This is a genomic window from Haemophilus sp. HN_Hi08, from assembly GCF_049824455.1.
Lineage (GTDB): Bacteria > Pseudomonadota > Gammaproteobacteria > Enterobacterales > Pasteurellaceae > Haemophilus > Haemophilus influenzae_D.
In genome coordinates this window covers 1382698-1406830 of sequence record NZ_CP187493.1, presented here as the reverse complement: position 1 = coordinate 1406830, position 24133 = coordinate 1382698, and the positions used below count along the sequence as shown (strand labels likewise).

General features: G+C 38.8%; 21 protein-coding genes and 1 tRNA gene. 15 read left to right on the top strand and 7 right to left on the bottom strand.

The features are described from left to right. Nucleotides 1-12: 12 nt before the first annotated feature. The 3 genes from parC to htrB form a co-directional block, all read right to left on the bottom strand. A complete protein-coding gene (gene parC / locus ACPT8O_RS06850) occupies nucleotides 13-2256 on the bottom strand; it encodes a DNA topoisomerase IV subunit A (protein ID WP_021035148.1) in 2244 nt (747 codons plus the stop codon). Nucleotides 2257-2322: 66 nt separating this feature from the next. Continuing rightward, on the bottom strand, nucleotides 2323-4221 hold the full coding sequence (gene parE, locus ACPT8O_RS06845; RefSeq protein WP_021035149.1) for a DNA topoisomerase IV subunit B: 1899 nt from the start codon (nucleotides 4219-4221) through the stop codon (nucleotides 2323-2325). A 73-nt stretch (nucleotides 4222-4294) separates the two neighbouring features. Next, nucleotides 4295-5230: a lipid A biosynthesis lauroyl acyltransferase HtrB gene (gene htrB, locus ACPT8O_RS06840; protein WP_021035150.1), complete on the bottom strand. Its 936-nt coding sequence runs from the start codon at nucleotides 5228-5230 to the stop codon at nucleotides 4295-4297. Nucleotides 5231-5327: 97 nt separating this feature from the next. Here htrB and hldE point away from each other — a divergent pair, with 97 nt between their 5' ends. The 5 genes from hldE (at nucleotide 5328) to infB (ending at nucleotide 11751) form a co-directional block, all read left to right on the top strand. Further along, nucleotides 5328-6758 carry a bifunctional D-glycero-beta-D-manno-heptose-7-phosphate kinase/D-glycero-beta-D-manno-heptose 1-phosphate adenylyltransferase HldE gene (hldE, locus tag ACPT8O_RS06835; RefSeq protein ID WP_425613295.1) on the top strand — a complete coding sequence of 477 codons (1431 nt, stop codon included), beginning with the start codon at nucleotides 5328-5330 and terminating at the stop codon, nucleotides 6756-6758. Between the two features lie 185 nt (nucleotides 6759-6943). Beyond that, nucleotides 6944-7020, top strand: a tRNA-Met gene (locus tag ACPT8O_RS06830). Nucleotides 7021-7242: 222 nt separating this feature from the next. Continuing rightward, nucleotides 7243-7698, top strand: coding sequence for a ribosome maturation factor RimP (gene rimP / locus ACPT8O_RS06825; protein ID WP_021035152.1), 456 nt, complete (start codon nucleotides 7243-7245; stop codon nucleotides 7696-7698). A 16-nt stretch (nucleotides 7699-7714) separates the two neighbouring features. Beyond that, a complete protein-coding gene (nusA, locus tag ACPT8O_RS06820) occupies nucleotides 7715-9205 on the top strand; it encodes a transcription termination factor NusA (RefSeq protein ID WP_021035153.1) in 1491 nt (496 codons plus the stop codon). 11 nt (nucleotides 9206-9216) lie between these two features. Then, nucleotides 9217-11751 carry a translation initiation factor IF-2 gene (gene infB / locus ACPT8O_RS06815; protein ID WP_021035154.1) on the top strand — a complete coding sequence of 845 codons (2535 nt, stop codon included), beginning with the start codon at nucleotides 9217-9219 and terminating at the stop codon, nucleotides 11749-11751. A 366-nt stretch (nucleotides 11752-12117) separates the two neighbouring features. Here the strand turns inward: infB and ACPT8O_RS06810 are convergent, their stop codons facing one another. The 3 genes from ACPT8O_RS06810 to asnS form a co-directional block, all read right to left on the bottom strand. Next, nucleotides 12118-12579, bottom strand: a complete 462-nt coding sequence (locus ACPT8O_RS06810) for a YbhB/YbcL family Raf kinase inhibitor-like protein (RefSeq protein WP_021035156.1) — start codon at nucleotides 12577-12579, stop codon at nucleotides 12118-12120. A gap of 334 nt (nucleotides 12580-12913) precedes the next feature. After that, the gene (gene can, locus ACPT8O_RS06805) at nucleotides 12914-13609 is read right to left on the bottom strand and encodes a carbonate dehydratase (RefSeq protein ID WP_041175330.1); all 696 of its coding nucleotides are present in this window, start codon (nucleotides 13607-13609) and stop codon (nucleotides 12914-12916) included. A 75-nt stretch (nucleotides 13610-13684) separates the two neighbouring features. Further along, complete coding sequence (gene asnS / locus ACPT8O_RS06800; protein WP_021035158.1) at nucleotides 13685-15088, bottom strand: asparagine--tRNA ligase; 1404 nt, start codon at nucleotides 15086-15088, stop codon at nucleotides 13685-13687. 226 nt (nucleotides 15089-15314) lie between these two features. On the opposite strand from asnS, the gene ribH reads away from it, so the two are divergent. From ribH to dapB, 6 genes are all read left to right on the top strand, one after another. Then, entirely contained in the window at nucleotides 15315-15788 is a 474-nt protein-coding gene (ribH, locus tag ACPT8O_RS06795; RefSeq protein ID WP_005628657.1) for a 6,7-dimethyl-8-ribityllumazine synthase, read from the top strand. A 3-nt stretch (nucleotides 15789-15791) separates the two neighbouring features. Next, nucleotides 15792-16226 carry a transcription antitermination factor NusB gene (gene nusB / locus ACPT8O_RS06790; RefSeq protein WP_005660308.1) on the top strand — a complete coding sequence of 145 codons (435 nt, stop codon included), beginning with the start codon at nucleotides 15792-15794 and terminating at the stop codon, nucleotides 16224-16226. 66 nt (nucleotides 16227-16292) lie between these two features. Then, on the top strand, nucleotides 16293-17279 hold the full coding sequence (gene thiL / locus ACPT8O_RS06785) for a thiamine-phosphate kinase (protein WP_005660309.1): 987 nt from the start codon (nucleotides 16293-16295) through the stop codon (nucleotides 17277-17279). Then, nucleotides 17276-17767, top strand: a complete 492-nt coding sequence (locus tag ACPT8O_RS06780) for a phosphatidylglycerophosphatase A family protein (RefSeq protein WP_005660311.1) — start codon at nucleotides 17276-17278, stop codon at nucleotides 17765-17767. Before thiL ends, ACPT8O_RS06780 begins: the two co-directional genes overlap by 4 nt. Continuing rightward, nucleotides 17767-18396, top strand: coding sequence for a LysE family transporter (locus ACPT8O_RS06775; RefSeq protein ID WP_005660313.1), 630 nt, complete (start codon nucleotides 17767-17769; stop codon nucleotides 18394-18396). Before ACPT8O_RS06780 ends, ACPT8O_RS06775 begins: the two co-directional genes overlap by 1 nt. Before the next feature lie 16 nt (nucleotides 18397-18412). Next, a complete protein-coding gene (gene dapB, locus ACPT8O_RS06770; protein ID WP_005660315.1) occupies nucleotides 18413-19225 on the top strand; it encodes a 4-hydroxy-tetrahydrodipicolinate reductase in 813 nt (270 codons plus the stop codon). Here dapB and yfaE read toward each other — a convergent pair. Continuing rightward, nucleotides 19220-19468 carry a class I ribonucleotide reductase maintenance protein YfaE gene (gene yfaE, locus ACPT8O_RS06765; protein ID WP_021035161.1) on the bottom strand — a complete coding sequence of 83 codons (249 nt, stop codon included), beginning with the start codon at nucleotides 19466-19468 and terminating at the stop codon, nucleotides 19220-19222. The genes dapB and yfaE overlap by 6 nt on opposite strands. Nucleotides 19469-19513: 45 nt before the next feature. On the opposite strand from yfaE, the gene ACPT8O_RS06760 reads away from it, so the two are divergent. The 4 genes from ACPT8O_RS06760 to ACPT8O_RS06745 all read left to right on the top strand — a co-directional run bounded on the left by ACPT8O_RS06760 (nucleotide 19514) and on the right by ACPT8O_RS06745 (nucleotide 24105). Next, nucleotides 19514-20254 (top strand): hypothetical protein, encoded by a 741-nt coding sequence (locus ACPT8O_RS06760; RefSeq protein WP_041175413.1) that lies wholly within the window; start codon nucleotides 19514-19516, stop codon nucleotides 20252-20254. A gap of 148 nt (nucleotides 20255-20402) precedes the next feature. Continuing rightward, nucleotides 20403-21392 (top strand): phenylalanine--tRNA ligase subunit alpha, encoded by a 990-nt coding sequence (gene pheS / locus ACPT8O_RS06755; RefSeq protein ID WP_021035163.1) that lies wholly within the window; start codon nucleotides 20403-20405, stop codon nucleotides 21390-21392. Nucleotides 21393-21425: 33 nt separating this feature from the next. After that, nucleotides 21426-23813 carry a phenylalanine--tRNA ligase subunit beta gene (pheT, locus tag ACPT8O_RS06750; protein ID WP_021035164.1) on the top strand — a complete coding sequence of 796 codons (2388 nt, stop codon included), beginning with the start codon at nucleotides 21426-21428 and terminating at the stop codon, nucleotides 23811-23813. A gap of 1 nt (nucleotide 23814) precedes the next feature. Beyond that, a complete protein-coding gene (locus tag ACPT8O_RS06745) occupies nucleotides 23815-24105 on the top strand; it encodes an integration host factor subunit alpha (RefSeq protein WP_005652847.1) in 291 nt (96 codons plus the stop codon). The last annotated feature ends 28 nt before the right edge of the window (nucleotides 24106-24133 follow it).

The following is a 24133-nucleotide window of genomic DNA, read 5'->3' as shown; positions in this document are numbered from 1 at the left end:
TGATGTGTTGTGTTACGGCTCGACTACCATAATTTCAAGATTGGTATGTAATCCACGTGGTAATGTCGAACCTTTTCTGCCTCGTTCTGCGCGGAACTTTTGCAGATCTTCTGGTTTTAATACAATTTTTCGTTTTCCAGAATAAAATTCAAGACTTGCTTGATCTGAAATAAGCAATAATTTTGTCAATAGTTCGCTACGATCTTTTGCATTCGCTGCGGGAATAGTGATAATTTTATTGCCTTTACCTTTTGATAATACCGGTAAATCTTGTGCTGGAAAAATCAACATTCTGCCTGCTGATGTGATCGCGACAACAAATGCGGTAGAATTTATCAGTTTTTTAGGCTTCAACACTTTGGCATTTTCTGGTAAAGAAATCAAGGCTTTTCCAGCCTTGTTACGTGCAATTAAATCTTCAAATTTACAAATAAAACCATATCCCGCATCAGAAGCCATCAATAATTCTTGTTGTTCGCCTGCCATTACAACATATTCAATGGTCGCACCAGCTGGTAAATTGAGTTTTCCTGTGAGAGGTTCGCCTTGGGAGCGGGCGGAAGGCAAGGAAAGCGGATCGAGTGCATAACTCCGCCCCGTACTATCAATGAATACAACGGCTTGATTACTCTTGCCACAAGCGTGAGCCCGATAGCTATCGCCAGCTTTGTAGTTTAATGATTTAGGATCGATATCGTGTCCTTTTGCACAACGTACCCAGCCCATTTCTGATAAGATGACAGTAACTGGTTCTGCTGGCGTCATCTCACTTTCAGAGATCATTTTGGCTTCTTCACGTTCGACCAGTTGAGACATACGTGGACTCGCATATTTTTTCGCATCTTCTTGAATTTCTTTTTTGATAAGCGTATTCAAACGGCGTTCTGATCCTAAAATTGCTTCTAAATTTAACCGCTCTTTTTCAAGTTCATCTTGTTCAGCTTTGAGCTGGTTTTCTTCTAATTTCGCTAAATGACGTAAGCGTAAATTTAAAATTGCATCGGCTTGTTCATCGCTTAAATTAAAGCGTGCCATAAGCTCTGCTTTTGGATCATCTTCGTGACGTATAATTTCGATAACCTCATCAATATTTAAAAAAGCTATCATTAAACCTTCTAAAATATGTAAGCGAGAGAGTACTTTATCCAAACGGTATTGAAGACGGCGAGTGACGGTTGTGCGACGGAAAGTGAGCCATTCATTTAAGATTTCTAATAAGCCTTTTACCGCTGGTTTATGATCAAGCCCAATCATATTCATATTTACACGGTAGCTTTTTTCAAGATCTGTAGTCGCAAATAAATGTGCCATTAAGGCATCAGTATCGACGCGATTTGAGCGAGGGACTAGTACAATTCTAATTGGGTTTTCGTGATCGGCTTCATCTCGAATATCTTCTAGCATTGGCAGTTTTTTTGCCGTCATTTGTTCGGCTATTTGTGCAATGACTTTGGATGGCGAAGATTGATGTGGAAGCGCAGAAATAATGATCTCTCCGTCTTCTTTTTTCCAAGTTGAACGCATTTTTATTGAGCCACGACCTTGCTCATAAATTTTACGAATTTCTGATTTGGGCGAAATAATTTCCGCTTCTGTTGGAAAATCTGGGCCTTGAACAATTTCAAGTACATCATCTAATCCTGCTTTCGGATTATCTAACAACATCACTGCCGCATCAGCAATTTCATTAATGTTGTGCGGTGGAATATCTGTCGCCATACCCACTGCAATACCTGTTGTTCCGTTCAATAAAATGTGAGGTAAACGAGCGGGTAAATATTGCGGTTCAGCCAATGTTCCATCAAAGTTTGGTTGATAATCTACTGTTCCTTGTCCTAGTTCACTCAGCAAGATTTCAGCGATTTTAGAGAGGCGTGATTCCGTATAACGCATTGCAGCGAAAGATTTTGGATCATCTGGCGCGCCCCAGTTACCTTGACCATCTACCAGAGGATAACGATAAGAGAAAGGTTGCGCCATTAATACCATGGCTTCATAACAAGCACTGTCGCCATGTGGATGGAATTTACCGAGTACATCACCGACGGTACGGGCTGATTTTTTGTATTTTGCTGTGGCATTTAAGCCAAGTTCAGACATCGCATATACAATACGGCGTTGAACGGGTTTTAAACCATCGCCGATAAAAGGCAGCGCACGATCCATGATGACATACATAGAATAGTTGAGATAAGCCTTTTCAGTGAAAGTACGTAGAGGCATTTGCTCAATGCCTTCATAGTTGATATTTGTCATTTTTGTTTCTGTTAATTGATATATTTTTAATTTATTAAAATTCGGATTTGCGGAGATTAATTTAGTCTAAACAGATAAATCAACCTGATCGCCTTTCGCTTGCAACCAATTTTTACGGTCTTCGGAACGTTTTTTCGCTAATAACATATCCATCAGTTCTAATGTATCTGAGCCTTGATCTTCCCCTAAATCATAAGTTAATTGAACAAGGCGACGAGTATTAGGATCCATTGTTGTTTCACGCAATTGTGATGGGTTCATTTCACCTAAACCTTTAAAACGTTGAACATTCGGTTTACCTTTTTTATTTTTCAACCGTTCTAAAATCGCCTCTTTTTCACTTTCATCTAATGCGTAGAAGACTTCTTTATTTAAGTCAATACGATAAAGTGGTGGCATAGCCACATAAACGTGACCGTCTTGTACCAATTTTGGAAAATGGCGTAAGAACAGGGCGCAGAGTAGGGTGGCAATGTGAAGTCCATCGGAGTCAGCATCGGCGAGAATGCACACTTTACCGTAGCGAAGTTGTGATAAATCATTGCTGTCAGGGTCGATGCCTAGAGCCACGGCGATATCGTGAATTTCTGTTGAACCTAATACTTGATCAGGGGAAACTTCCCATGTGTTTAAGATTTTCCCACGTAACGGCAAAATCGCTTGATATTCGCGATCACGCGCTTGTTTTGCCGAACCGCCCGCAGAGTCGCCTTCCACTAAAAATAATTCTGTTTTTTCTAAATCCTGTGAGCCGCAATCTGCTAATTTTCCTGGTAATGCTGGGCCGCTAACAAGTTTTTTACGTACGACTTTTTTGGCCGCACGTAATCGGCGTTGTGCAGAACTAATGGCAATTTCTGCTAATTTTTCAGCGTCTTGTACATTTTGGTTTAGCCATAAACTGAACGCATCTTTTAAAACACCGCTGACAAACACCGCACTTTGGCGTGATGATAAGCGTTCTTTAGTTTGCCCTGCGAATTGCGCATCTTGCATTTTAAGGGAAAGAATGTAAGAACAATGATCCCAAATATCATCAGCGGTAAGTTTTACCCCGCGTGGTAATAGATTTCTAAATTCGCAAAATTCACGAATGGCATCTAATAAACCTTGTCTTAGACCATTAACATGTGTTCCACCTTGAATAGTCGGAATTAAGTTTACATAGCTTTCGCCAATCAGTTCGCCACCTTCTGGCAACCAAAGTAATGCCCAGCTAACCGCTTCATTTGTTCCTTTAAATTCGCCAACAAATGGTTTTTCGGGAAGGGTTTCAAAGCCATTTACTGCTTCGATAAGGTAATCGGAAAGCCCATCTTCATATAACCAAATGTCTTGAGTATTGTTTACTTTATCAATGAATTTGATTTCAAGCCCTGAGCAGAGTACCGCTTTCGCTCTTAACAAATGGCGTAAGCGGCTAACGGAAAATTTTGCACTGTCAAAATATTTTGGATTCGGTTTGAAGTGAACGGTTGTTCCCGTTGTGCGTCTGCCACAAGTCCCGATAACTTCCAATTCTTCTACTTTACTGCCGTTTTCAAAGGCAATTTTATACACTTCCCCATTACGTTTGACTTGAATATCCACACGTTCAGAAAGTGCATTCACCACAGAAATCCCCACACCGTGTAAACCACCTGCAAATTCATAATTTTTATTGGAGAATTTACCACCCGCATGCAGTTTAGTCAGGATTACTTCTACGCCAGAAACGCCTTCTGTAGGATGAATATCCACAGGCATTCCGCGACCATTGTCTGTGACTTCAATGGATTGATCGGGGTGTAAAATTACTTCAATTTTTGTGGCAAAACCTGCAAGGGCTTCATCCACACTGTTATCAATAACTTCTTGTGCTAAATGATTAGGACGAGTGGTGTCTGTATACATACCAGGGCGAATTTGCACCGGCTCGAGATCTTTAAGAACGGTAATTTCTTGAGCTGAATAATTGGTTGTCATGGTTAGATGAGTCGTTAATTTTTTAAATTTGAGAAAATTCTATCAAAAAGTGCGGTGATATTCGACCGCACTTTTAATCGTATAAACTAGGCGTATTTTCATCGGGGCGTGTTTTAAAACGACGATGTAGCCACATGTATATCGTTATGTCCTTCATTATTTCCTTTTCAACGATTTGATTCATTCGCGCAGCAATCGCCGTTTCATCTTGTAAATTCGTAAAATCAACAGGTGCTGAAATGCTCACTGTATAGCCTGAGCCATTTTTATTGCGTAATGGCGCAAATGGAATCACTTTGCTATTTTGTGAGGATTTCAATAAATAATAACTACCAGTGGTTGTGCAAGCATCGGGCATAGCAAAAAATGGTACAAAAACGGCATTTTTTCTGCCGTAATCGTGATCAGGCGCATACCAAATGGTTTCTTCATTGCGTAAAGCTTTGATCATTCCACGCAAATCTTTACGATCAAGCATATCTTTATTAGAGCGTAAACGACCTCGTGTTTGTAGCCAATCAAGCAAAGGATTATCATTTGGACGATAAACGCCAATGCCAGGATGATGCAAACCAAGAATACGTGCGCCAAGTTCTAGCGTTAAGAAATGAACGCCGACGAGAACAATTCCATCTTTTTGATTTTCTTTTAGATAATGTAAGCCTTCAACTTTTGACCATTTTTTGATACGTAAATCCGACCAAAACCAAGCCATACCTGTTTCGATAATTGCCATGCCTACCGAACGAAGATTTTCTTGTAAAATCGTCTCACGTTCGTTTTCAGGCATATCAGGGAAACAAAGTTCAAGATTACGGCGTGCAATGGCAGCTCGACGTTTACCCACTTTTAAATGTGAAAACAGCCAACCGAGACTATTACCAATATGGCGCAAAATAGGATAGGGAAGACATAAAATACTTCGCCAAATTGCCACACCTAGCCAAAACAGCCAGTATTTTGGGGCTAAAAAGTGCGGTTGAAATTGAGGGAGTTTTTCGTTTTTCATTGTTCTTTCCACGTAAGTTAGGGGCGTAGTTTATCGTAAATTTGAGTTGTGGTAAAATCGCCACAATTTTGGTTATTCAAATTAGAGAGATTTTAAAATGGCTCAATATTCAGCAGAATTTAAGCAAGCAAAAGTACTCGTATTAGGTGACGTGATGCTTGATCGTTATTGGTTCGGTGCAACCAACCGTATTTCACCAGAAGCGCCAGTGCCAGTGGTTCGTGTACAAGAAAATGAAGAGCGCGCGGGTGGTGCAGCAAATGTGGCAATGAATATTGCTTCACTCAATGTACCCGTTCAGTTAATGGGATTGATTGGACAAGATGAAACTGGTTCTGCACTTTCCTACTTATTAGAAAAACAAAAAATCGATTGTAATTTTGTTGCATTAGAGACTCATCCAACCATTACTAAATTACGTATTTTATCTCGTCATCAACAGCTGCTCCGCCTTGATTTTGAAGAAGATTTCAATAATGTAGATTGCAAGGATTTATTAGCGAAGTTAGAAAGTGCGGTAAAAAATTACGGTGCTTTGATTCTTTCTGATTACGGCAAAGGCACGCTTAAAGATGTTCAAAAAATGATTCAAATTGCACGCAAAGCAAATGTGCCTGTGTTAATCGATCCAAAGGGAACTGATTTTGAACGTTATCGTGGTGCGACATTATTGACACCAAATATGTCTGAGTTTGAAGCCGTTGTGGGCAAATGCAATACAGAAGAAGAGATTATTGAAAAAGGTTTAAAATTAATTTCTGATATTGAATTAACCACACTTTTGGTGACGCGTTCTGAAAAAGGAATGACATTATTACGCCCAAATCAAGAGCCTTATCATTTGCCAACTGTCGCAAAAGAAGTATTTGATGTGACGGGAGCCGGTGATACTGTCATTAGTGTATTAGCAACCGCATTAGCAGATGGACGTTCTTTCGAAGAATCTTGTTATTTAGCCAATGTTGCCGCAGGAGTTGTGGTGGGTAAATTGGGTACTTCAACGGTTTCGACCGTGGAACTTGAAAATGCGATTCATGCTCGTCCTGAAACGGGATTTGGCATTATGAGCGAAGCAGAATTAAAAGATGCAGTCGCACAAGCGAAAGCGCGTGGTGAAAAAATTGTGATGACTAATGGCTGTTTCGATATTTTGCATCCAGGCCATGTTTCTTATTTAGAAAATGCACGTAAATTAGGCGATCGTTTAATTGTCGCAGTAAATAGCGACGATTCTGTTAAACGCTTAAAAGGCGAAAATCGCCCAATTAACAATCTTGAAACTCGTATGGCGGTATTGGCTGGTTTGGCATCTGTGGACTGGTTGGTGCCATTCATCGAAGACACACCACAGCGTTTAATCGGTGACATTCTACCAGATCTTTTAGTCAAAGGCGGAGATTACAAACCCGAAGAGATTGCTGGCTCAAAAGAAGTTTGGGCAAACGGTGGCGATGTTAAAGTGCTAAACTTTGAAAATGGTTGTTCAACAACAAACGTGATTGAGAAAATTAAATTATTGAATAATTAGAATTTATATTGACTATTTTAATTTGTGTTAATGATATAAATTTTTCTAACCAGTATTTTCTTTTATATAAAAAAGATTACTTTTAGGAGATATATTGTTAATTTTATTAAATTGTTATCCCAATGATTTTACAAAATTCCTTGCATATTAAATTTTTATCACTATAATGTCGCACATATTTCGGACGCGGGGTGGAGCAGCTTGGTAGCTCGTCGGGCTCATAACCCGAAGGTCGTTGGTTCAAATCCAGCCCCCGCAACCAATAATAAGTTCAGTAAAAGAACCCCAGTTTTGGGGTTTTTTTCTATAAGAAATTTAGTAACTGGGCTTAGGTTCTTATGAACCTAACCCTTTTTTTATGCCTGAGATTTAATAAACTATCTTCTTACTATTACTAAAATAGAGGAGATAAGTATTGTTTAGGATAAGGTTTCATAAGGTTATGATATAGTGCGATGAATTGCACCTTATATAGGAGTAGAAATTGGCTACGTTAGAACAAAATTTACAAGAAATGCTACAAGATGCGGTAGAGGATTTAGGCTGTGAATTGTGGGGAATTGAGTGTCAGCGTGCGGGGCGTTTTATGACGGTGCGTTTATTTATAGATAAAGATGATGGTGTGACGGTTGATGATTGTGCTGATGTAAGTCGTCAAGTGAGCGCAATTTTAGACGTGGAAGATCCAATTGCGGATAAATACAATCTAGAAGTGTCGTCACCAGGTTTAGATCGTCCGCTATTTACCTTACTACAATTTGAACGTTATATTGGGCAAGATATCGCAGTACATTTGCGAATTCCAGTGATGGAACGCCGTAAATGGCAAGGTAAGTTAGAGCGTATTGAAAAGGATATGATTACTTTAATCGTTGATGATCAAGAACAAATTTTAGTCTTCGGAAACATTCAAAAAGCGAATGTTGTTGCAAAATTTTAAAAGGAGAAAAAGAGAAATGAGTAAAGAAATTTTACTGGCGGCAGAAGCTGTATCCAATGAAAAATTATTACCACGTGAGAAAATTTTTGAAGCATTGGAGAGTGCGATTGCGATTTCTACTAAGAAGAAGTTTGAATATGAAACGGATATTCGCGTTTCAATTAATCCAAAAACAGGGGAATTTGATACTTTTCGCCGTTGGTTAGTCGTAGATGAAGTAAAAGTACCAACGAAGGAAATTACTTTGGAAGCGGCGCAATTTGATGATCCAAATTTGCAACTTGGAGAGTATGTAGAAGATCAAATTGAATCTATTGCGTTTGACCGTATTGCAATGCAAACGGCACGTCAAGTTATTAGCACTAAAATTCGTGAAGCTGAACGTGCAAAAGTGGTTGAACAATTTCGTGAAGAAGAAGGAAAAATTGTAACAGGCACCGTAAAAAAAGTAAGTCGAGACAGTATTATTTTAGACCTTGGCAATAAAGCGGAAGCGATGATTGCACGTGAAGATATGTTACCACGTGAAAACTTCCGTCCGGGAGATCGTGTTCGTGGGGTACTTTATAAAGTGAATCCTGAAGGCAAAACTGCACAATTATTTGTGACACGTTCTAAACCAGAAATGTTGATCGAATTATTCCGTATTGAAGTGCCTGAAATTGGCGAAGAAATGATTGAAATTCGTGGTGCAGCTCGTGATGCGGGTTCTCGTGCTAAAATCGCGGTAAAATCAAATGATAAACGTATCGATCCTGTTGGTGCTTGTGTAGGAATGCGTGGTGCACGTGTTCAGGCAATTACCAATGAACTTGGCGGTGAACGAGTTGATATTGTACTTTGGGATGATAATCCAGCGCAATTTGTGATCAATGCAATGGCACCTGCGGATGTGTCTTCTATTATTGTTGATGAAGATAATCATTCTATGGATATTGCCGTTGAAGCAGCTAACCTTGCGCAAGCAATTGGTCGTAATGGTCAAAACGTGCGTTTAGCAACACAATTAACGGGTTGGACACTAAACGTAATGACGACCGATGAGTTAAACACAAAACATCAAGCAGAAGATAACAAAGTGTTAAACTTATTTATGAATGCCTTAGAACTTGATGAAGAATTTGCTCAAATCCTTGTGGAAGAAGGTTTCACAAGTTTAGAAGAAATTGCTTATGTGCCAATGAATGAATTGACAGCAATTGATGGTTTAGAAGATGAAGATCTTGTTGAAGAACTTCAAACCCGTGCTAAAAATGCGATTACAGCCGCAGCAGTAGCTGAAGAAGAAGCTCTGAAAAAAGCGAATGTTGAAGATCGTTTATTGAATTTAGAGGGAATGAATCGTCACGTTGCGATCAAACTAGCAGAAAAACAAATTACCACCCTTGAAGAACTCGCAGAACAAGGCGTTGATGATTTAACTGATATTGAAGAATTAACCGCAGAAGAGGCCGCAGATTTAATTATGGCTGCACGTAATATTTGTTGGTTTGGCGAAGAAGAATAAGGAGAGCTGTAATGACTGAAGATGTAAAGGCTGATGTGCCAAAAAAATTAAGCATTCAACGCAGAACAAAAACTACAGTGAGTGGTACAACAACGAGTGGAAAAAGTAAAGCTGTACAAGTAGAAGTACGTAAAAAACGCACAGTAAAAACCGATATTGCTCAACAAGAAGAAGCAAAATTAAAAGCACAGCAAGAAGCGGAAGCGAAAAAAATTGCTGAACAAAAAGCGGCAGAAGAAAAAGCTCGTTTAGAAGCTGAAAAAGCGGCAACTAAGAAAGAAGCTGATGAAAAATCAAAAGCTGAAAAAGCGAAAGCAGAAACCGCTAAGCCAGCAAAAAGTGCGGTAGATTCTAAAGCTAAATTTGTTGATCCTGAAAAAGAGAAACGTAAAGCAGAAGAAGCTGAACTTCGTCGTAAAGCTGAAGAAGTGGCTCGTCAAAAAGCAGAAGAACAAGCTCGTCGTGCAGCAGAAGAAGCTAAACGTTATGCTGAAGCAGATGATTCAGACAATGAATCTTCTTCAGAAGACTATTCTGATTACAATTTAAGTTCAAGATATGCACTTGAAGCAGAAGATGAAGAAGATCGTCGTAATGAAAATCGTGGTCGAGGTAAAAATAAAGTAGCAAAAGCAAAAAAAGGCGGTCGTGACGATGAAAATAGCAAAAACTCGAAAAACGAGCGCGAATCTAATCGTAAAAATCAAAAAGATGCTAAGTTTGGTAAAGGTAAAAATGGAAAAAAAGGCACCGCACTTCAACAAGCTTTTACTAAACCAGTTCAAGTAGTAAAAGCAGATGTTGTGATTAGCGAAACCATTACCGTTGCAGAACTTGCGAACAAAATGTCGGTGAAAGCGACAGAAATCATTAAAGTGATGATGAAAATGGGTGAAATGGTCACCATTAACCAAGTTATCGATCAAGAAACCGCTCAATTAGTAGCGGAAGAACTTGGTCATAAAGTGATTCTTCGCAATGAAAATGAGCTTGAAGAAGCAGTATTAGGCGATCGTGATGTAAACGCAGAAAAAGTAACGCGTGCGCCAGTTGTAACTATTATGGGACACGTTGATCACGGTAAAACTTCTTTACTAGACTATATTCGTAAAGCGAAAGTGGCTGCAGGCGAAGCAGGTGGTATTACCCAACATATCGGTGCGTATCACGTAGAAATGGATGATGGCAAAATGATCACTTTCTTGGATACTCCAGGACATGCTGCCTTTACTTCTATGCGTGCGCGTGGTGCAAAAGCAACAGATATTGTTGTTCTTGTTGTTGCGGCCGATGATGGTGTGATGCCTCAAACTATCGAAGCGATTCAACACGCAAAAGCAGCAGGTGCGCCTTTAGTGGTTGCAGTAAATAAAATTGATAAACCAGAAGCAAATCCAGACCGTGTTGAGCAAGAATTATTACAACATGATGTCATTTCTGAAAAATTCGGTGGCGATGTGCAATTTGTCCCAGTATCTGCGAAGAAAGGTACAGGGGTTGATGATTTATTAGATGCTATCCTACTTCAATCAGAAGTGCTTGAATTGACTGCTGTAAAAGACGGTATGGCAAGTGGTGTAGTCATTGAATCTTACTTGGATAAAGGTCGAGGGCCTGTGGCAACTATCTTGGTGCAATCAGGTACACTACGTAAAGGTGACATCGTACTTTGTGGTTTTGAATACGGCCGTGTACGAGCAATGCGTGATGAAAACGGAAAAGAAGTTGATGAAGCTGGTCCTTCAATTCCAGTTGAATTATTAGGTCTTTCAGGTGTGCCTGCAGCGGGGGATGAAGCAACCGTTGTACGTGATGAGAAAAAAGCACGTGAAGTGGCGTTATATCGTCAAGGTAAATTCCGTGAAGTGAAATTAGCTCGCCAGCAAAAAGCGAAACTTGAAAATATGTTTAGCAATATGTCTGAAGGCGATGTGGCTGAATTGAACGTCATTGTGAAAGCGGACGTACAAGGCTCCGTAGAAGCGATTGTTCAAGCATTAAATGAACTTTCTACTAATGAAGTAAAAGTTAAAGTTGTTGGTTCAGGTGTAGGTGGTATTACTGAAACTGATGCAACTTTAGCGGCAGCATCTAATGCCATCATTGTTGGCTTTAATGTTCGTGCGGATGCAACAGCTCGTCGTGTCATTGAGGCAGAAAACATTGATTTACATTATTACTCAATCATTTATGAATTGTTGAATGAAATTAAAGCAGCAATGAGCGGTATGTTAGAGCCTGAATTTAAACAAGAAATTATTGGCTTAGCTGAAGTTCGTGATGTATTCCGTCATCCGAAATTTGGTGCAATCGCAGGTTGTATGGTAACCGAGGGGGTAGTGAAACGTAACAACCCAATCCGTGTATTACGTGACAACGTCGTTATCTTTGAAGGGGAATTAGAATCTCTTCGTCGTTTCAAAGATGATGTATCTGAAGTTCGTAACGGTATGGAATGTGGTATCGGCGTGAAAAACTACAACGATGTAAAAGTCGGCGACCAAATCGAGGTGTTTGAAGTGGTTGAGGTTAAGCGTTCAATCTAACCTTTAACAAAACAAAGGGCGGTTAAAAATATCATAATTTTTAACTGCTCTTTTTATTATAAATAATCATATCAAAAGCTATAAATCAGTTAAATTCTTCGCAATCTTCTCCATCTATTATTTGATTACATAACTGAACGATAATTTTATCTGTATAGGTAGCAGATTATTCTAAATGATCCTTCATTTAAAAATTGGGAGAGAGTTTAGCATAATTTAGAACACTCATAAAAAATTACTTAAAATGACCGCACTTTTACAAGGAATTTTTATGCCCATTCGTCCTAATCTTGCTGAAAAAAATACCATTATACAAAGACATAAATTGAAACTAGATAAATCCTATTTTACGCAACCTGCCGTTATTTAGGTTAGGCGTGGTAGAAAAATTTTGCGTTGGATAAATGGAGAGAAAATTATCCAAGCTGGTGTATCTGCCGTCACATTTGGCAAGGTTTCTAGACTTACTGCTGTGACTTTAATTTCATAACGATGTTTTTGTCCTTCGGGTGGACAAGCTCCGCCAAATCCTGGCACGCCAAAATCAGTGTGGGTTTGCAGCGCACCTTGTGGTAAATTAGTACCATCAGCTTTAATGCCTTCAGGAAGAGCGGTCGTATTTGCAGGAATATTTGTAACTATCCAATGCATCCAGCCAATGCCTGTTGGTGCATCTTTATCATAGATCGTTACTACAAAACTTTTCGTCCCTTTCGGGGCATTCGCCCAAGAAATCGCTGGTGACAGATTTCCTCCATTGCAACCAAAACCATAATCGGCACTTAACAAGTTTTTAGCGTGAAATCCGTGTTTAGGTAAATCTGGCACATTAATGCTAAAAACAGATGAGTTTTTGCACAAGCTGTACCAGCAATAAGCGAACAAAATACGCTTGAGATCATTTTTTTCATAATTTTCCCTTTTCTGATGTAAATGAGGTATCAGTATAGAAAATCTTATTAACTAAAATTGTGCAAAAACGCTCAAATGTTTTTATTTATGATATTGTTTGCAAATTTTCGGGAAAATTAGCTTCTTTTTTATTTTATCCACTGTCATTTTTCTCGACCTAAACTTACAAAATCTGCTGCAATAAAAAGACATTACAAGCAATAAAATTCTACAATAGATAAATGAAATTCTAGTGGAAATATTGCGAGTATCAATTTGCTGTTGGTTCAATATGATCTTTTTTCAAAATATTTTCTTCATCAAGTATTGATAAACGAGCGATAGCGTTTCGATAGGAAATTTCAAGGGTTTCTCTACTGGTTGCCATTACACCTTGATCCACTAAAAATCCATCATTTACGTCATATACCCAGCCGTGCAATGAGAGTTTTTGTCCGCGTTCCCAAGCGCTTTTTACAATTGATGTACGCCCTAGATTGTAAACCTGTTCCGCTACGTTAATTTTAGTTAGCATATCGGCACGTTTTTCTGGGGAAAGTTTACCGAGAAGATGTCCGTGTTTAAACCAAATATCGCGAATATGAAGAAGCCAGTTGTTGATAAGCCCTAAATCTTTATCTGCCATAGCAGCGTGAATTCCTCCGCAGTTGGTGTGACCACAGATAATAATATGTTCGATTTTAAGTACATCGACGGCATATTGCACAACAGAAAGGCAATTAAAATCTGTGTGAATTACTTGGTTAGCAACATTACGGTGAACAAAAAGCTCGCCTGGTTCAAGATTTGTCAATTTCTCAGCGGGCACACGGCTATCAGAGCAACCAATCCAAAGGTAATGTGGCGTTTGATGATCCGCAAGTTCTTTGAAGTAAGTTGAATTTTCTTCCTTCATTCTTTGCGCCCAACTGTAATTGTTGGCAAAGAGTTGTTTAATTTTATCCATTTTGCTTTCCTTAAAATTCTGAAAAAATTGACCGCACTTTGGCGTAAGTGCGGTCAATATTAACGTTAAATTTAATTAGAAATTCGCATTTCTTGGCGCGCGTGGGAATGGAATCACATCACGAATATTTTGCACGCCAGTTACATAGACGATTAAGCGTTCAAAACCAAGACCAAAACCAGAATGTGGAACGCTACCATATTTACGAAGATCGCGATACCACCAATAATCATCTGGATTTAATCCCATTTCTTCCATACGTTTATCAAGCACCTCTAAACGTTCTTCACGTTGTGAACCACCGATGATTTCACCAATTCCCGGTGCTAACACGTCCATTGCTGCCACCGTTTTTCCATCGTCATTTAAACGCATATAGAATGCTTTAATGTCTTTTGGATAGTTTTTCACCACAACCGGTGATTTGAAATATTCTTCCGCCAAGAAACGTTCGTGTTCAGAAGAAAGATCGATACCCCAAGAAACAGGGAATTCAAATTTCTTACCAGATTTTAATAACACATCAATGGCATCAGTATAGTCAATTTGTGCAAAATCTGAGTTTACAAAGTTTTCTAGACGCGTAATAACATCTTTATCTACATGTTTTTCAAAGAATTGTAAGTCGTCTTTACGCTCTGCTAACACTGCACGGAATACGTATTTCAACATATCTTCTGCAAGTTTTGCGTTATCCTCTAACGTTGCAAATGCAACTTCAGGTTCAACCATCCAGAATTCAGCTAAGTGACGGGTAGTATTCGAGTTTTCCGCACGGAATGTTGGGCCGAAAGTATAAATTTTGCTTAATGCACAAGCATAGGTTTCGCCGTTTAACTGACCTGAAACCGTTAAAAATGATTCTTTACCGAAGAAATCTTGGCTGAAATCAACTTTTCCATTTTCACCACGTGGAAGATTTTCTAAATCAAGCGTTGAAACACGGAACATTTCACCTGCACCTTCAGTATCTGATGCAGTAATTAATGGAGTTGCCACCCAGTAGAAGCCTTGCTCATGGAAGAAACGGTGAATTGCTTGAGATAAACAATGGCGAACACGTGCGACAGCACCAATAATATTAGTGCGAGGACGCAAGTGAGCCACTTCGCGTAAATATTCAATAGAGTGGCGTTTTGCTGCCATTGGGTAAGTATCTGGATCTTCAACAAACCCTGTCACTTCCACTTTTTCTGCTTGTAATTCAACCGCTTGTCCTTCTGCAGGAGATTCAACGATTTTACCTGTTACAATGACAGAACAGCCTGTTGTTAAACGTAAAATTTCGTTTTCGTAATTTTCAATATCGTTATTAATAATCGCTTGAATTGGATCAAAGCAAGAACCGTCATAAACTGCTAAGAAAGATAAGCCTACTTTAGAATCGCGACGGGTACGTACCCAACCACGCACAGTGACGGTTTCGCCAATCGCCACTTTTCCTCGTAATACATCAACAATCGATGCCACTTTAGACATATTAAACCTCTGTAACTAAATTTAATTCACACAAAATGGCTGATAGTTTACCTTAATAAAGGAAATTTTCCATAAAAATATAGTATTGGTGCGGTCTATGAATACTAAAATAGTCTTAAAAACATACCTCAAATAAAATGGGGTAAAGCCTTATTAATATTGAATATATGCGATTTTGTGCTAAAATCCCGAGCCAAAATCATTATGGCTAATAATAGGAAAAAATATGAAAGTTTTAGAAGGCTCAGTCGCAGCACCTAATGCAAAAGTTGCAGTAGCAATTGCTCGTTTTAACAGTTTTATTAATGAAAGTTTATTAGAAGGCGCAATTGATGCATTAAAACGTATCGGTCAAGTGAAAGATGAAAATATCACTATCGTGCGTGCTCCTGGTGCCTATGAATTGCCATTAGTTGCTCGTCGTTTAGCCGAAAGTAAAAAATTTGATGCGATTGTGGCATTAGGTACAGTTATCCGTGGTGGTACAGCACACTTTGAATATGTAGCAGGGGAAGCAAGCAGCGGTTTAGGAAAAGTTGCAATGGATGCTGAAATCCCAGTCGCTTTTGGCGTATTAACCACAGAAAATATTGAGCAAGCAATTGAACGTGCTGGCACTAAAGCAGGTAATAAAGGTGCAGAAGCAGCCTTAACCGCACTTGAAATGGTTAATCTTATTCAACAAATTGATGCGGCATAAATGATGACAGAACAAAAACAAGTGAAAAAGCCTTCTGCTCGTCGTCGTGCGCGTGAATGTACTGTTCAAGCCTTGTATTCTTGGGCAGTATCCGGCAATACTGTAGAACAAGTGGAATTAGCCTTTGTGTTAGATCAAGATATGGATGGGGTAGATAAACCTTACTTCCGTAAATTATTTCGTCAAACAGTAGAAAATATTGAAACCGTTGATTTTTCAATTTCGCCTTATACTGACCGCGCTTTTGATGAGCTTGATCCTATTGAAACGGCAATTTTGCGTTTAGCCGTTTATGAATTGCGCTTCGAGTTAGATGTGCCATATAAAGTGGTTATCAATGAAGCGATTGAAGTGGCAAAAGTCTTCGGTGCAGATGAAAGCCATAAATATATCAATGGCGTACTTGATAAAATCGCACCAGCATTAGGGCGTAAATAATCCTTTTAAACTGAAAATGGCGCGCGTTTTTAACGCGTGCCTTTTCTTTAATAAGATAGGTGAAAAATGGCAATGGGTGAATTTGATTTAATTAAAGGATATTTTCAGCAACAAATATTAGTTGATGATTCCGTTCAATTGTCTATTGGCGACGATTGTGCGCTGGTTTCTATTCCTGAGAATTATCAGCTTGCCATTACGACGGATACAATGGTGGAAAATACGCATTTTTTACCAAGCATTTCTCCTGAAGATTTAGCTTACAAAGCCGTTGCAACAAATTTAAGTGATCTTGCTGCAATGGGGGCTTTGCCAAAATGGGTTTCTCTGGCATTAACTTTGCCAAATGTAGATGAAAATTGGCTTTCAACATTTAGTCAAAGTTTATTGCATACATTAAAACAATACAACGTCACATTAATTGGTGGCGATACTACAAAAGGTAATTTGTCTATTACGATTACGGCACAAGGCTTTGTCGAAAAAGACAAAGGAATTTGTCGGCATAAAGCACAAATCGGCGATTTAATTTATGTTTCAGGCACCTTAGGCGATAGCGCAGCAGGTTTAACGCAAATTTTATCGGGCAAAAGTGCGGTTGATTCTGATGATGTTTTTTTGCAACAACGTCATCTTAGACCCACACCTAGAATTGAACTTGGACGGGTGTTAATTGATATTGCCCATGCAGCCATTGATCTTTCCGATGGGTTAATCTCTGATTTAGGGCATATTCTTGAACGAAGCCAATGTAGTGCCGAAGTTGAATTTTCTTCATTACCTCTTTCATCAGCGATTTTGCATAAATATGATCGCGTTCAAGCGGAACAATTTGCCTTAACTGGCGGAGAAGATTATGAACTTTGTTTTACCATACCGCCCGAATATAAAGATGAATTAGAATTACGCTTGAAAAAACTGAACGTGTCTTGTACTCGAATTGGTCAAATCACTGAAAAGTGCGGTGACTTTTCGCCTCGTTTTTTACGTGATGGAAAACCTGTGTATATAACTTTTTCAAGTGGGTTCGATCATTTTAAGGAATCAAAATGACAGAAAATAATCCTCTTAAAAAAATCTCTCTTTTAAATCCTATTCATTTGCTTGCCGTTGGTTTTGGCTCAGGCTTAATTCATCCTGCTCCCGGCACTTGGGGGAGTTTGGCTGGAACAATTTTAGGCGTGATTTTACTTTCCTTATTAGGCGTAAAAACCTTTTTAATTTTTACCGCACTTTGTTTTCTACTCGGTTGCTACCTTTGTCAAAAAACCACAGCAGATATGGGTGTGCATGATCATGGTTCTATCGTCTGGGATGAATTTATTGGTGTATTTATTGTATTAGCGGCGATCCCGTCATTATCTTGGCAATGGATTGTGTCTGCTTTTGTGCTATTCCGCTTTTTTGATATTTTAAAACCGTTCCCAATTCGTTATTTTGACGAAAAACTCGAAAGTGGTTTTGGTATTATGGTCGATGATGTATTAGCGGCAATTTATGCGGTGATTGTCGTATTTGCAATTCAGTATTGGATGTTGTGATGCTGAATTTAATCATTGTGCATTTATTTGGCTTAATGACGCCAGGCCCTGATTTCTTTTATGTAAGTCGGATGGCGGCAAGTAACTCTCGTCGTAATACAGTTTGTGGCATTTTAGGTATAACGCTTGGCATCGCTTTTTGGGCAATGCTTTCAATGTTGGGATTGGCGGTGTTGTTCGTTACTATTCCTGCATTACATGGTGTTATTATGTTGCTAGGCGGTAGTTACCTAGCATATCTCGGTTTTTTAATGGCTCGCAGTAAAAAACACGCTCAATTTGAACCGCACTCTGATACTGAATTTAATCAGCAAACCACGATTAAAAAAGAAATTTTGAAAGGACTTTTAGTGAATTTATCTAATGCAAAAGTCGTGGTGTATTTTAGTAGCGTGATGTCGCTTGTTTTAGTGAATATCACTGAAATGTGGCAAATTATCTTGGCTTTTGCAGTGATTGTGGTAGAAACATTTTGTTATTTTTATGTGATTTCATTGATTTTTTCACGTAATATTGCCAAGCGTTTATACAGTCAATACAGTCGTTATATTGATAATATGGCAGGTATTGTATTTTTATTTTTTGGTTGTGTGCTTGTCTATAATGGCATCAACGAAATAATTCATTAATAAAAAAGGAAGTAACATGACATTAAAAATTGCAATCGCTGGTGCTGGCGGAAGAATGGGGCGTCAATTAATTCAAGCGGTTCATTCTGCGGAAGGCGTAGAACTAGGTGCAGCTTTTGAACGCAAAGGATCATCTTTAGTCGGAACAGATGCGGGAGAATTGGCGGGCATTGGTCAAATTGGTGTAATAGTTTTAGACGATCTTGAAAGCCAAAAAGATAAATTCGATTTATTAATTGATTTTACTCGACCAGAAGGTACCCTTGAGCATATTGTATTTTGCGTAGCGAATAATAAAAAAATGGTGATCGGTACAACAGGTTTTGATGAAAATGGTAAAGCGGCGATTAAAGCAGCTTCAGATAAAATTGCTATTGTGTTTGCATCAAATTTCAGTGTTGGTGTGAATTTAGTCTTCAAGCTTTTAGAAAAAGCGGCAAAAGTGATGGGGGATTATTGCGATATTGAAGTGATCGAAGTGCATCATCGCCACAAAGTGGACGCACCTTCTGGCACCGCACTTTCAATGGGCGAACATATCGCGAAAACTTTAGGTCGTGATTTAAAAACTCACGGAGTGTTCTGCCGTGAAGGAATTACAGGCGAACGTAAACGTGATGAAATTGGTTTTTCAACTATTCGTGCTTCGGATGTGGTGGGGGAACACACTGTTTGGTTTGCTGATATTGGCGAGCGTGTAGAAATTTCCCATAAAGCATCAAGCCGTATGACTTTCGCTAATGGTGCAGTGCGTGCGGGTAAATGGCTGGAAAATAAAGCAAATGGCTTATTTGATATGACGGATGTGTTGGATTTAAATAATTTATAAATCAAGTTCAATATCGCTTTCTACTTGACAGCAACAAAGTAGAATTTCATCGGGTTGTAGAAAGGCAAGAGGCATTTCTTTATAAGACACCTTGCCTTTTTTAATCTTCACACGACAAGAACCACAATAGCCATTACGGCATTGATATTCATGATGAATATTATTTTTCTCGAGATGATCGAGTAAACTTGTTTCATTATTAAATTCTAATGTGGTGTTATGGCGGATAAGATGGATTTTCATAATAACGATATGTTGAAATTTGTCGTGCCATTATATAAGGAAAATATGAAATTATTGATAAAAACTTCACTTAGTCAGTGGATTTGTTTGAATTTTGCCAAAATTCCTATTTTTAAAATGCTATATTTTATAACCGCACTTTTTATTACGGCTTGTAGCTCTATCAGTAAAACTCCAGTGAAATCTGTGGATATTTATATTAAACCTTATTATTCGGCGGAAAATGGAAAAGCAGAAAATGTATTTGTACATAAAGAAATCGATCCTATGTTACGTGAAAATACGCTAAAAGGTTATAAAAGTGCGGTAAATTTTGTAGAAGAAAATCCTGCTCGTATTTCCCCAATCACAATGTTCACATTATCTGCTCGGGCTTACGATTTTGGCTTAAGAGATGAAGCGGTTACTTGGTTTTATCGTGGACAAAACCGTTTGATCACCGCACTTTATGTATTGGATTTACCAAAACAAACGGTACAGGATAATACAGGCTTCAGCCACGTAGTAGGGCAGTTTGTTAATGCTTATGCGTTTTGCAATTTTGATAAACAAAGTCGTGCTGCAGAAAACGCGATGAAATGGACAATTACGCATCCTTATGAAGTTATTTTCTTACCAGCATTGCCCTCAAAATTTGCAAATCGTCAAAAAGCATTAAAAGAAGCTGAGGAAAAATTAGTTCAACGTTTACAGGAACAAGCACGTTTTTTTGGCAATCCAAAAAATAAAGAAAAATGGCAAAAAGAGCGGTCAGAAAATTTTGTGAATGAACGATTTTGTTGGTAACAAGACAAAATGGAATAGCGATAAGGTTATTCCATTTTTATTTTTGATAAACCAATGATTTTTCGTATTATTCTTTTACTTTTTAAGGACTTGGTATTATCATTACTCGGTTTTTTATTTTATAGAGAAAAGAGAAGTAGGGGAAACTATGCAACATCTGAACGAGCTTGTTGAGAAAGCAAAATTAGCGATTGAATCCATTCAGGATAAAAGTTTAACGGCTTTGGATGAAATCCGTGTCGAATATTTTGGTAAGAAAGGGCATTTTACTCAATTAATGCAAGAATTGCGTAATGTGTCAGCAGAAGAGCGTCCGGCTATGGGCGCAAAAATTAACGAAGCAAAACAAGCTGCGTTAGAATTTTTAAATGCAAAAAAAACGGAGTGGGAACAGGCTGAACTTAACGCAAAATTAGAAAAAGAACGTGTTGATGTCAGTTTACCAGGCCGCAAAGTTGAAACTGGTGGCTTACACCCAGTTACCATGACGATTAATCGTGTAACAAAATTTTTCTCAGAACTTGGCTTTTCAGTTGAAAATGGCCCTGAAATTGAAAGTGATTATTACAACTTCGATGCGTTAAATATTCCTAAACATCACCCAGCACGTGCGGATCATGATACTTTCTGGTTTAATCCAGAATTATTACTTCGCACCCAAACTTCTGGCGTGCAAATTCGTACGATGGAAAAAATGCAGCCACCAATCCGTATTATGGCTCCAGGACGTGTATATCGTAATGACTACGATCAAACCCACACGCCAATGTTCCACCAAATTGAATTGCTTTATGTGGATAAAAAAGCAAATTTCACAGAATTGAAAGGCTTATTACACGATTTCTTACGCGCTTTCTTTGAAGAAGATTTACAAGTGCGTTTCCGTCCATCTTATTTCCCGTTTACTGAACCTTCAGCCGAAGTGGATGTGATGGGTAAAAACGGTAAATGGTTAGAAGTGTTGGGCTGTGGTATGGTGCACCCAAATGTGTTGCGTAACGTTGGTATTGATCCGAATGAATATTCTGGTTTTGCCGTGGGAATGGGCGTTGAGCGTTTAACAATGTTACGTTATAACGTCACAGATTTACGTTCGTTCTTTGAAAACGACTTACGTTTTTTAAAACAATTTAAGTAATTTCTCGGATTAGAATTAAAAGGATAACAACAAATGAAATTTAGTGAACAGTGGGTAAGAGAATGGGTGAACCCTGCGGTGTCCACCGAGCAATTATGCGAGCAAATTACCATGCTTGGCTTAGAAGTGGATGGTGTAGAAGCCGTTGCGGGTACATTTAATGGTGTCGTTGTTGGTGAAGTGGTGGAATGTGCACAACATCCAGATGCGGATAAATTACGTGTAACTAAAGTGAACGTAGGCGGTGATCGTTTATTGGATATCGTGTGTGGTGCACCAAATTGTCGTCAAGGCTTAAAAGTCGCTTGCGCAACAGAAGGGGCTGTATTACCGGGCGATTTCAAAATTAAGAAAACGAAATTACGCGGTCAACCATCAGAAGGAATGCTTTGTTCATTTTCTGAATTAGGTATTGATGTTGAAGCGGACGGTATTATTGAATTGCCAGTTGATGCACCAATCGGCACTGATTTACGTGAATATTTGGGTTTAAATGATAATGCCATCGAAATTAGCTTAACGCCAAATCGTGCGGATTGTTTGAGCATTGCGGGTATTGCGCGTGAAATTGGTGTGGTAAATAAACAGCCAGTAAATCAACCGCACTTTGAAGCGATGCCAGCAACAATTTCTGATAAAATTCAAATTGATTTACAAGCACCAGATGCCTGCCCGCGTTATTTATTGCGTGTGGTGAAAAACGTTAATGTGAAGGTTGCATCGCCAATATGGATGCAAGAAAAATTGCGTCGTTGTGGCATTCGTTCTATTGATCCTATTGTCGATATTACTAACTATATTTTGCTTGAGCTTGGTCAGCCAATGCACGCGTTTGATGCAGCTAAAGTTGCACAACCCGTTCAAGTTCGCTTAGCGAAAGAGGGGGAAGAATTAGTATTATTAGATGGCTCAACCGCAAAACTTCAATCAAACACGTTATTAATTGCTGATCAAAATGGTCCTTTAGCAATAGCTGGGATTTTTGGTGGTGCTGAAAGTGGCGTGAATAGCGAAACGAAAGATGTAATTTTAGAATCTGCATTTTTCGCTCCATTAGCGATTGCAGGCCGTGCAAGACAATATGGTTTACATACTGATGCATCACACCGTTTTGAACGTGGTGTGGATTTTGAATTAGCCCGTAAAGCAATGGAACGAGCAACCGCATTATTGCTTGAAATCTGTGGTGGTGAAGCAGGGGGAATTTGCGAAGTAAGCAATGAAACTCATCTTCCTAAAGTCAATACAGTTCAACTTCGCCGTAGTAAATTAGATGCACTTTTAGGTCATCATATTGAAACAGAAAGCGTAACAGAAATTTTCCACCGTCTTGGTTTCGATGTTACTTATGCAAATGATATTTGGACGGTAACTTCTGCAAGCTGGCGTTTTGATATTGAAATCGAAGAAGATTTAATTGAGGAAGTAGCGCGTATTTATGGTTATAACTGCATTCCAAACAATGCGCCATTAGCGCATCTCCGCATGCGTGAGCACAAAGAATCTGATTTAGATTTAGCTCGAATTAAGACCGCACTTGTAGATGCAGATTATCAAGAAGCCATTACTTATAGCTTTGTGGATCCAAAAATTCAAAGTTTATTACATCCACATCAAGAAGCACTTGTATTGCCAAATCCTATTTCTGTGGAAATGTCCGCAATGCGAGTGTCTTTAATGAGTGGTTTATTAGGTGCAGTGCTTTATAACCAAAATCGCCAACAATCTCGCGTTCGTTTATTTGAAACTGGATTGCGTTTTGTGCCAGATGCCAATGCTGAATTTGGCGTGCGTCAAGAATTTGTTTTAAGTGCGGTAATTACTGGAACGGCAAAATCTGAACATTGGGCAGGTAAAGCAGAATCTGTAGATTTCTTTGATCTTAAAGGCGATTTAGAATCAGTACTTTCTTTAACAGAAGGCGGTAATAGAGTTCGTTTTGTTGCAAAACAATTTGATGCATTACATCCTGGCCAATCTGCTGCTATTGAATTAGATGGTCAAGAAATTGGTTTTATTGGTGCAATTCATCCATCTATTAGCCAAAAACTTGGCTTAAATGGCAAAACTTTTGTATTTGAAATTCTTTGGAATGCAATTGCGGCACGTAATGTGGTGCAAGCAAAAGAAATTTCTAAATTCCCAGCAAACCGTCGTGATTTAGCTTTAGTCGTCGCGGATAGCGTACCAGCAGGGGAATTAATCGCAGCATGTAAACAAGCAGGTGGCGAAAAATTGGTGCAAGTGAACTTGTTCGATGTATATCAAGGTGTGGGCGTCGCTGAAGGCTATAAGAGTTTAGCGATTAGCTTAACAGTCCAAGATAATGAAAAAACACTTGAAGATGAAGAAATTAATGCAGTGATTTCAGCAGTATTAGCGGAGGTAAAACAACGCTTTAATGCTGAATTAAGGGATTAATATGGCTACGATAACTAAACTTGATATTATTGAATATTTAAGCGATAAATATCACTTATCTAAACAAGATACGAAAAATGTAGTGGAGAACTTTTTGGAAGAGATCCGTTTATCGCTAGAATCTGGTCAAGATGTGAAATTATCAGGATTTGGTAATTTTGAACTACGTGATAAGTCATCGCGCCCAGGGCGTAACCCAAAAACAGGTGATGTTGTGCCAGTTTCTGCTCGCCGAGTTGTCACATTTAAACCTGGGCAAAAGTTACGTGCCCGTGTAGAAAAAACTAAATAGTAAGCAACAAAAAGTGCGGTGAATTTCT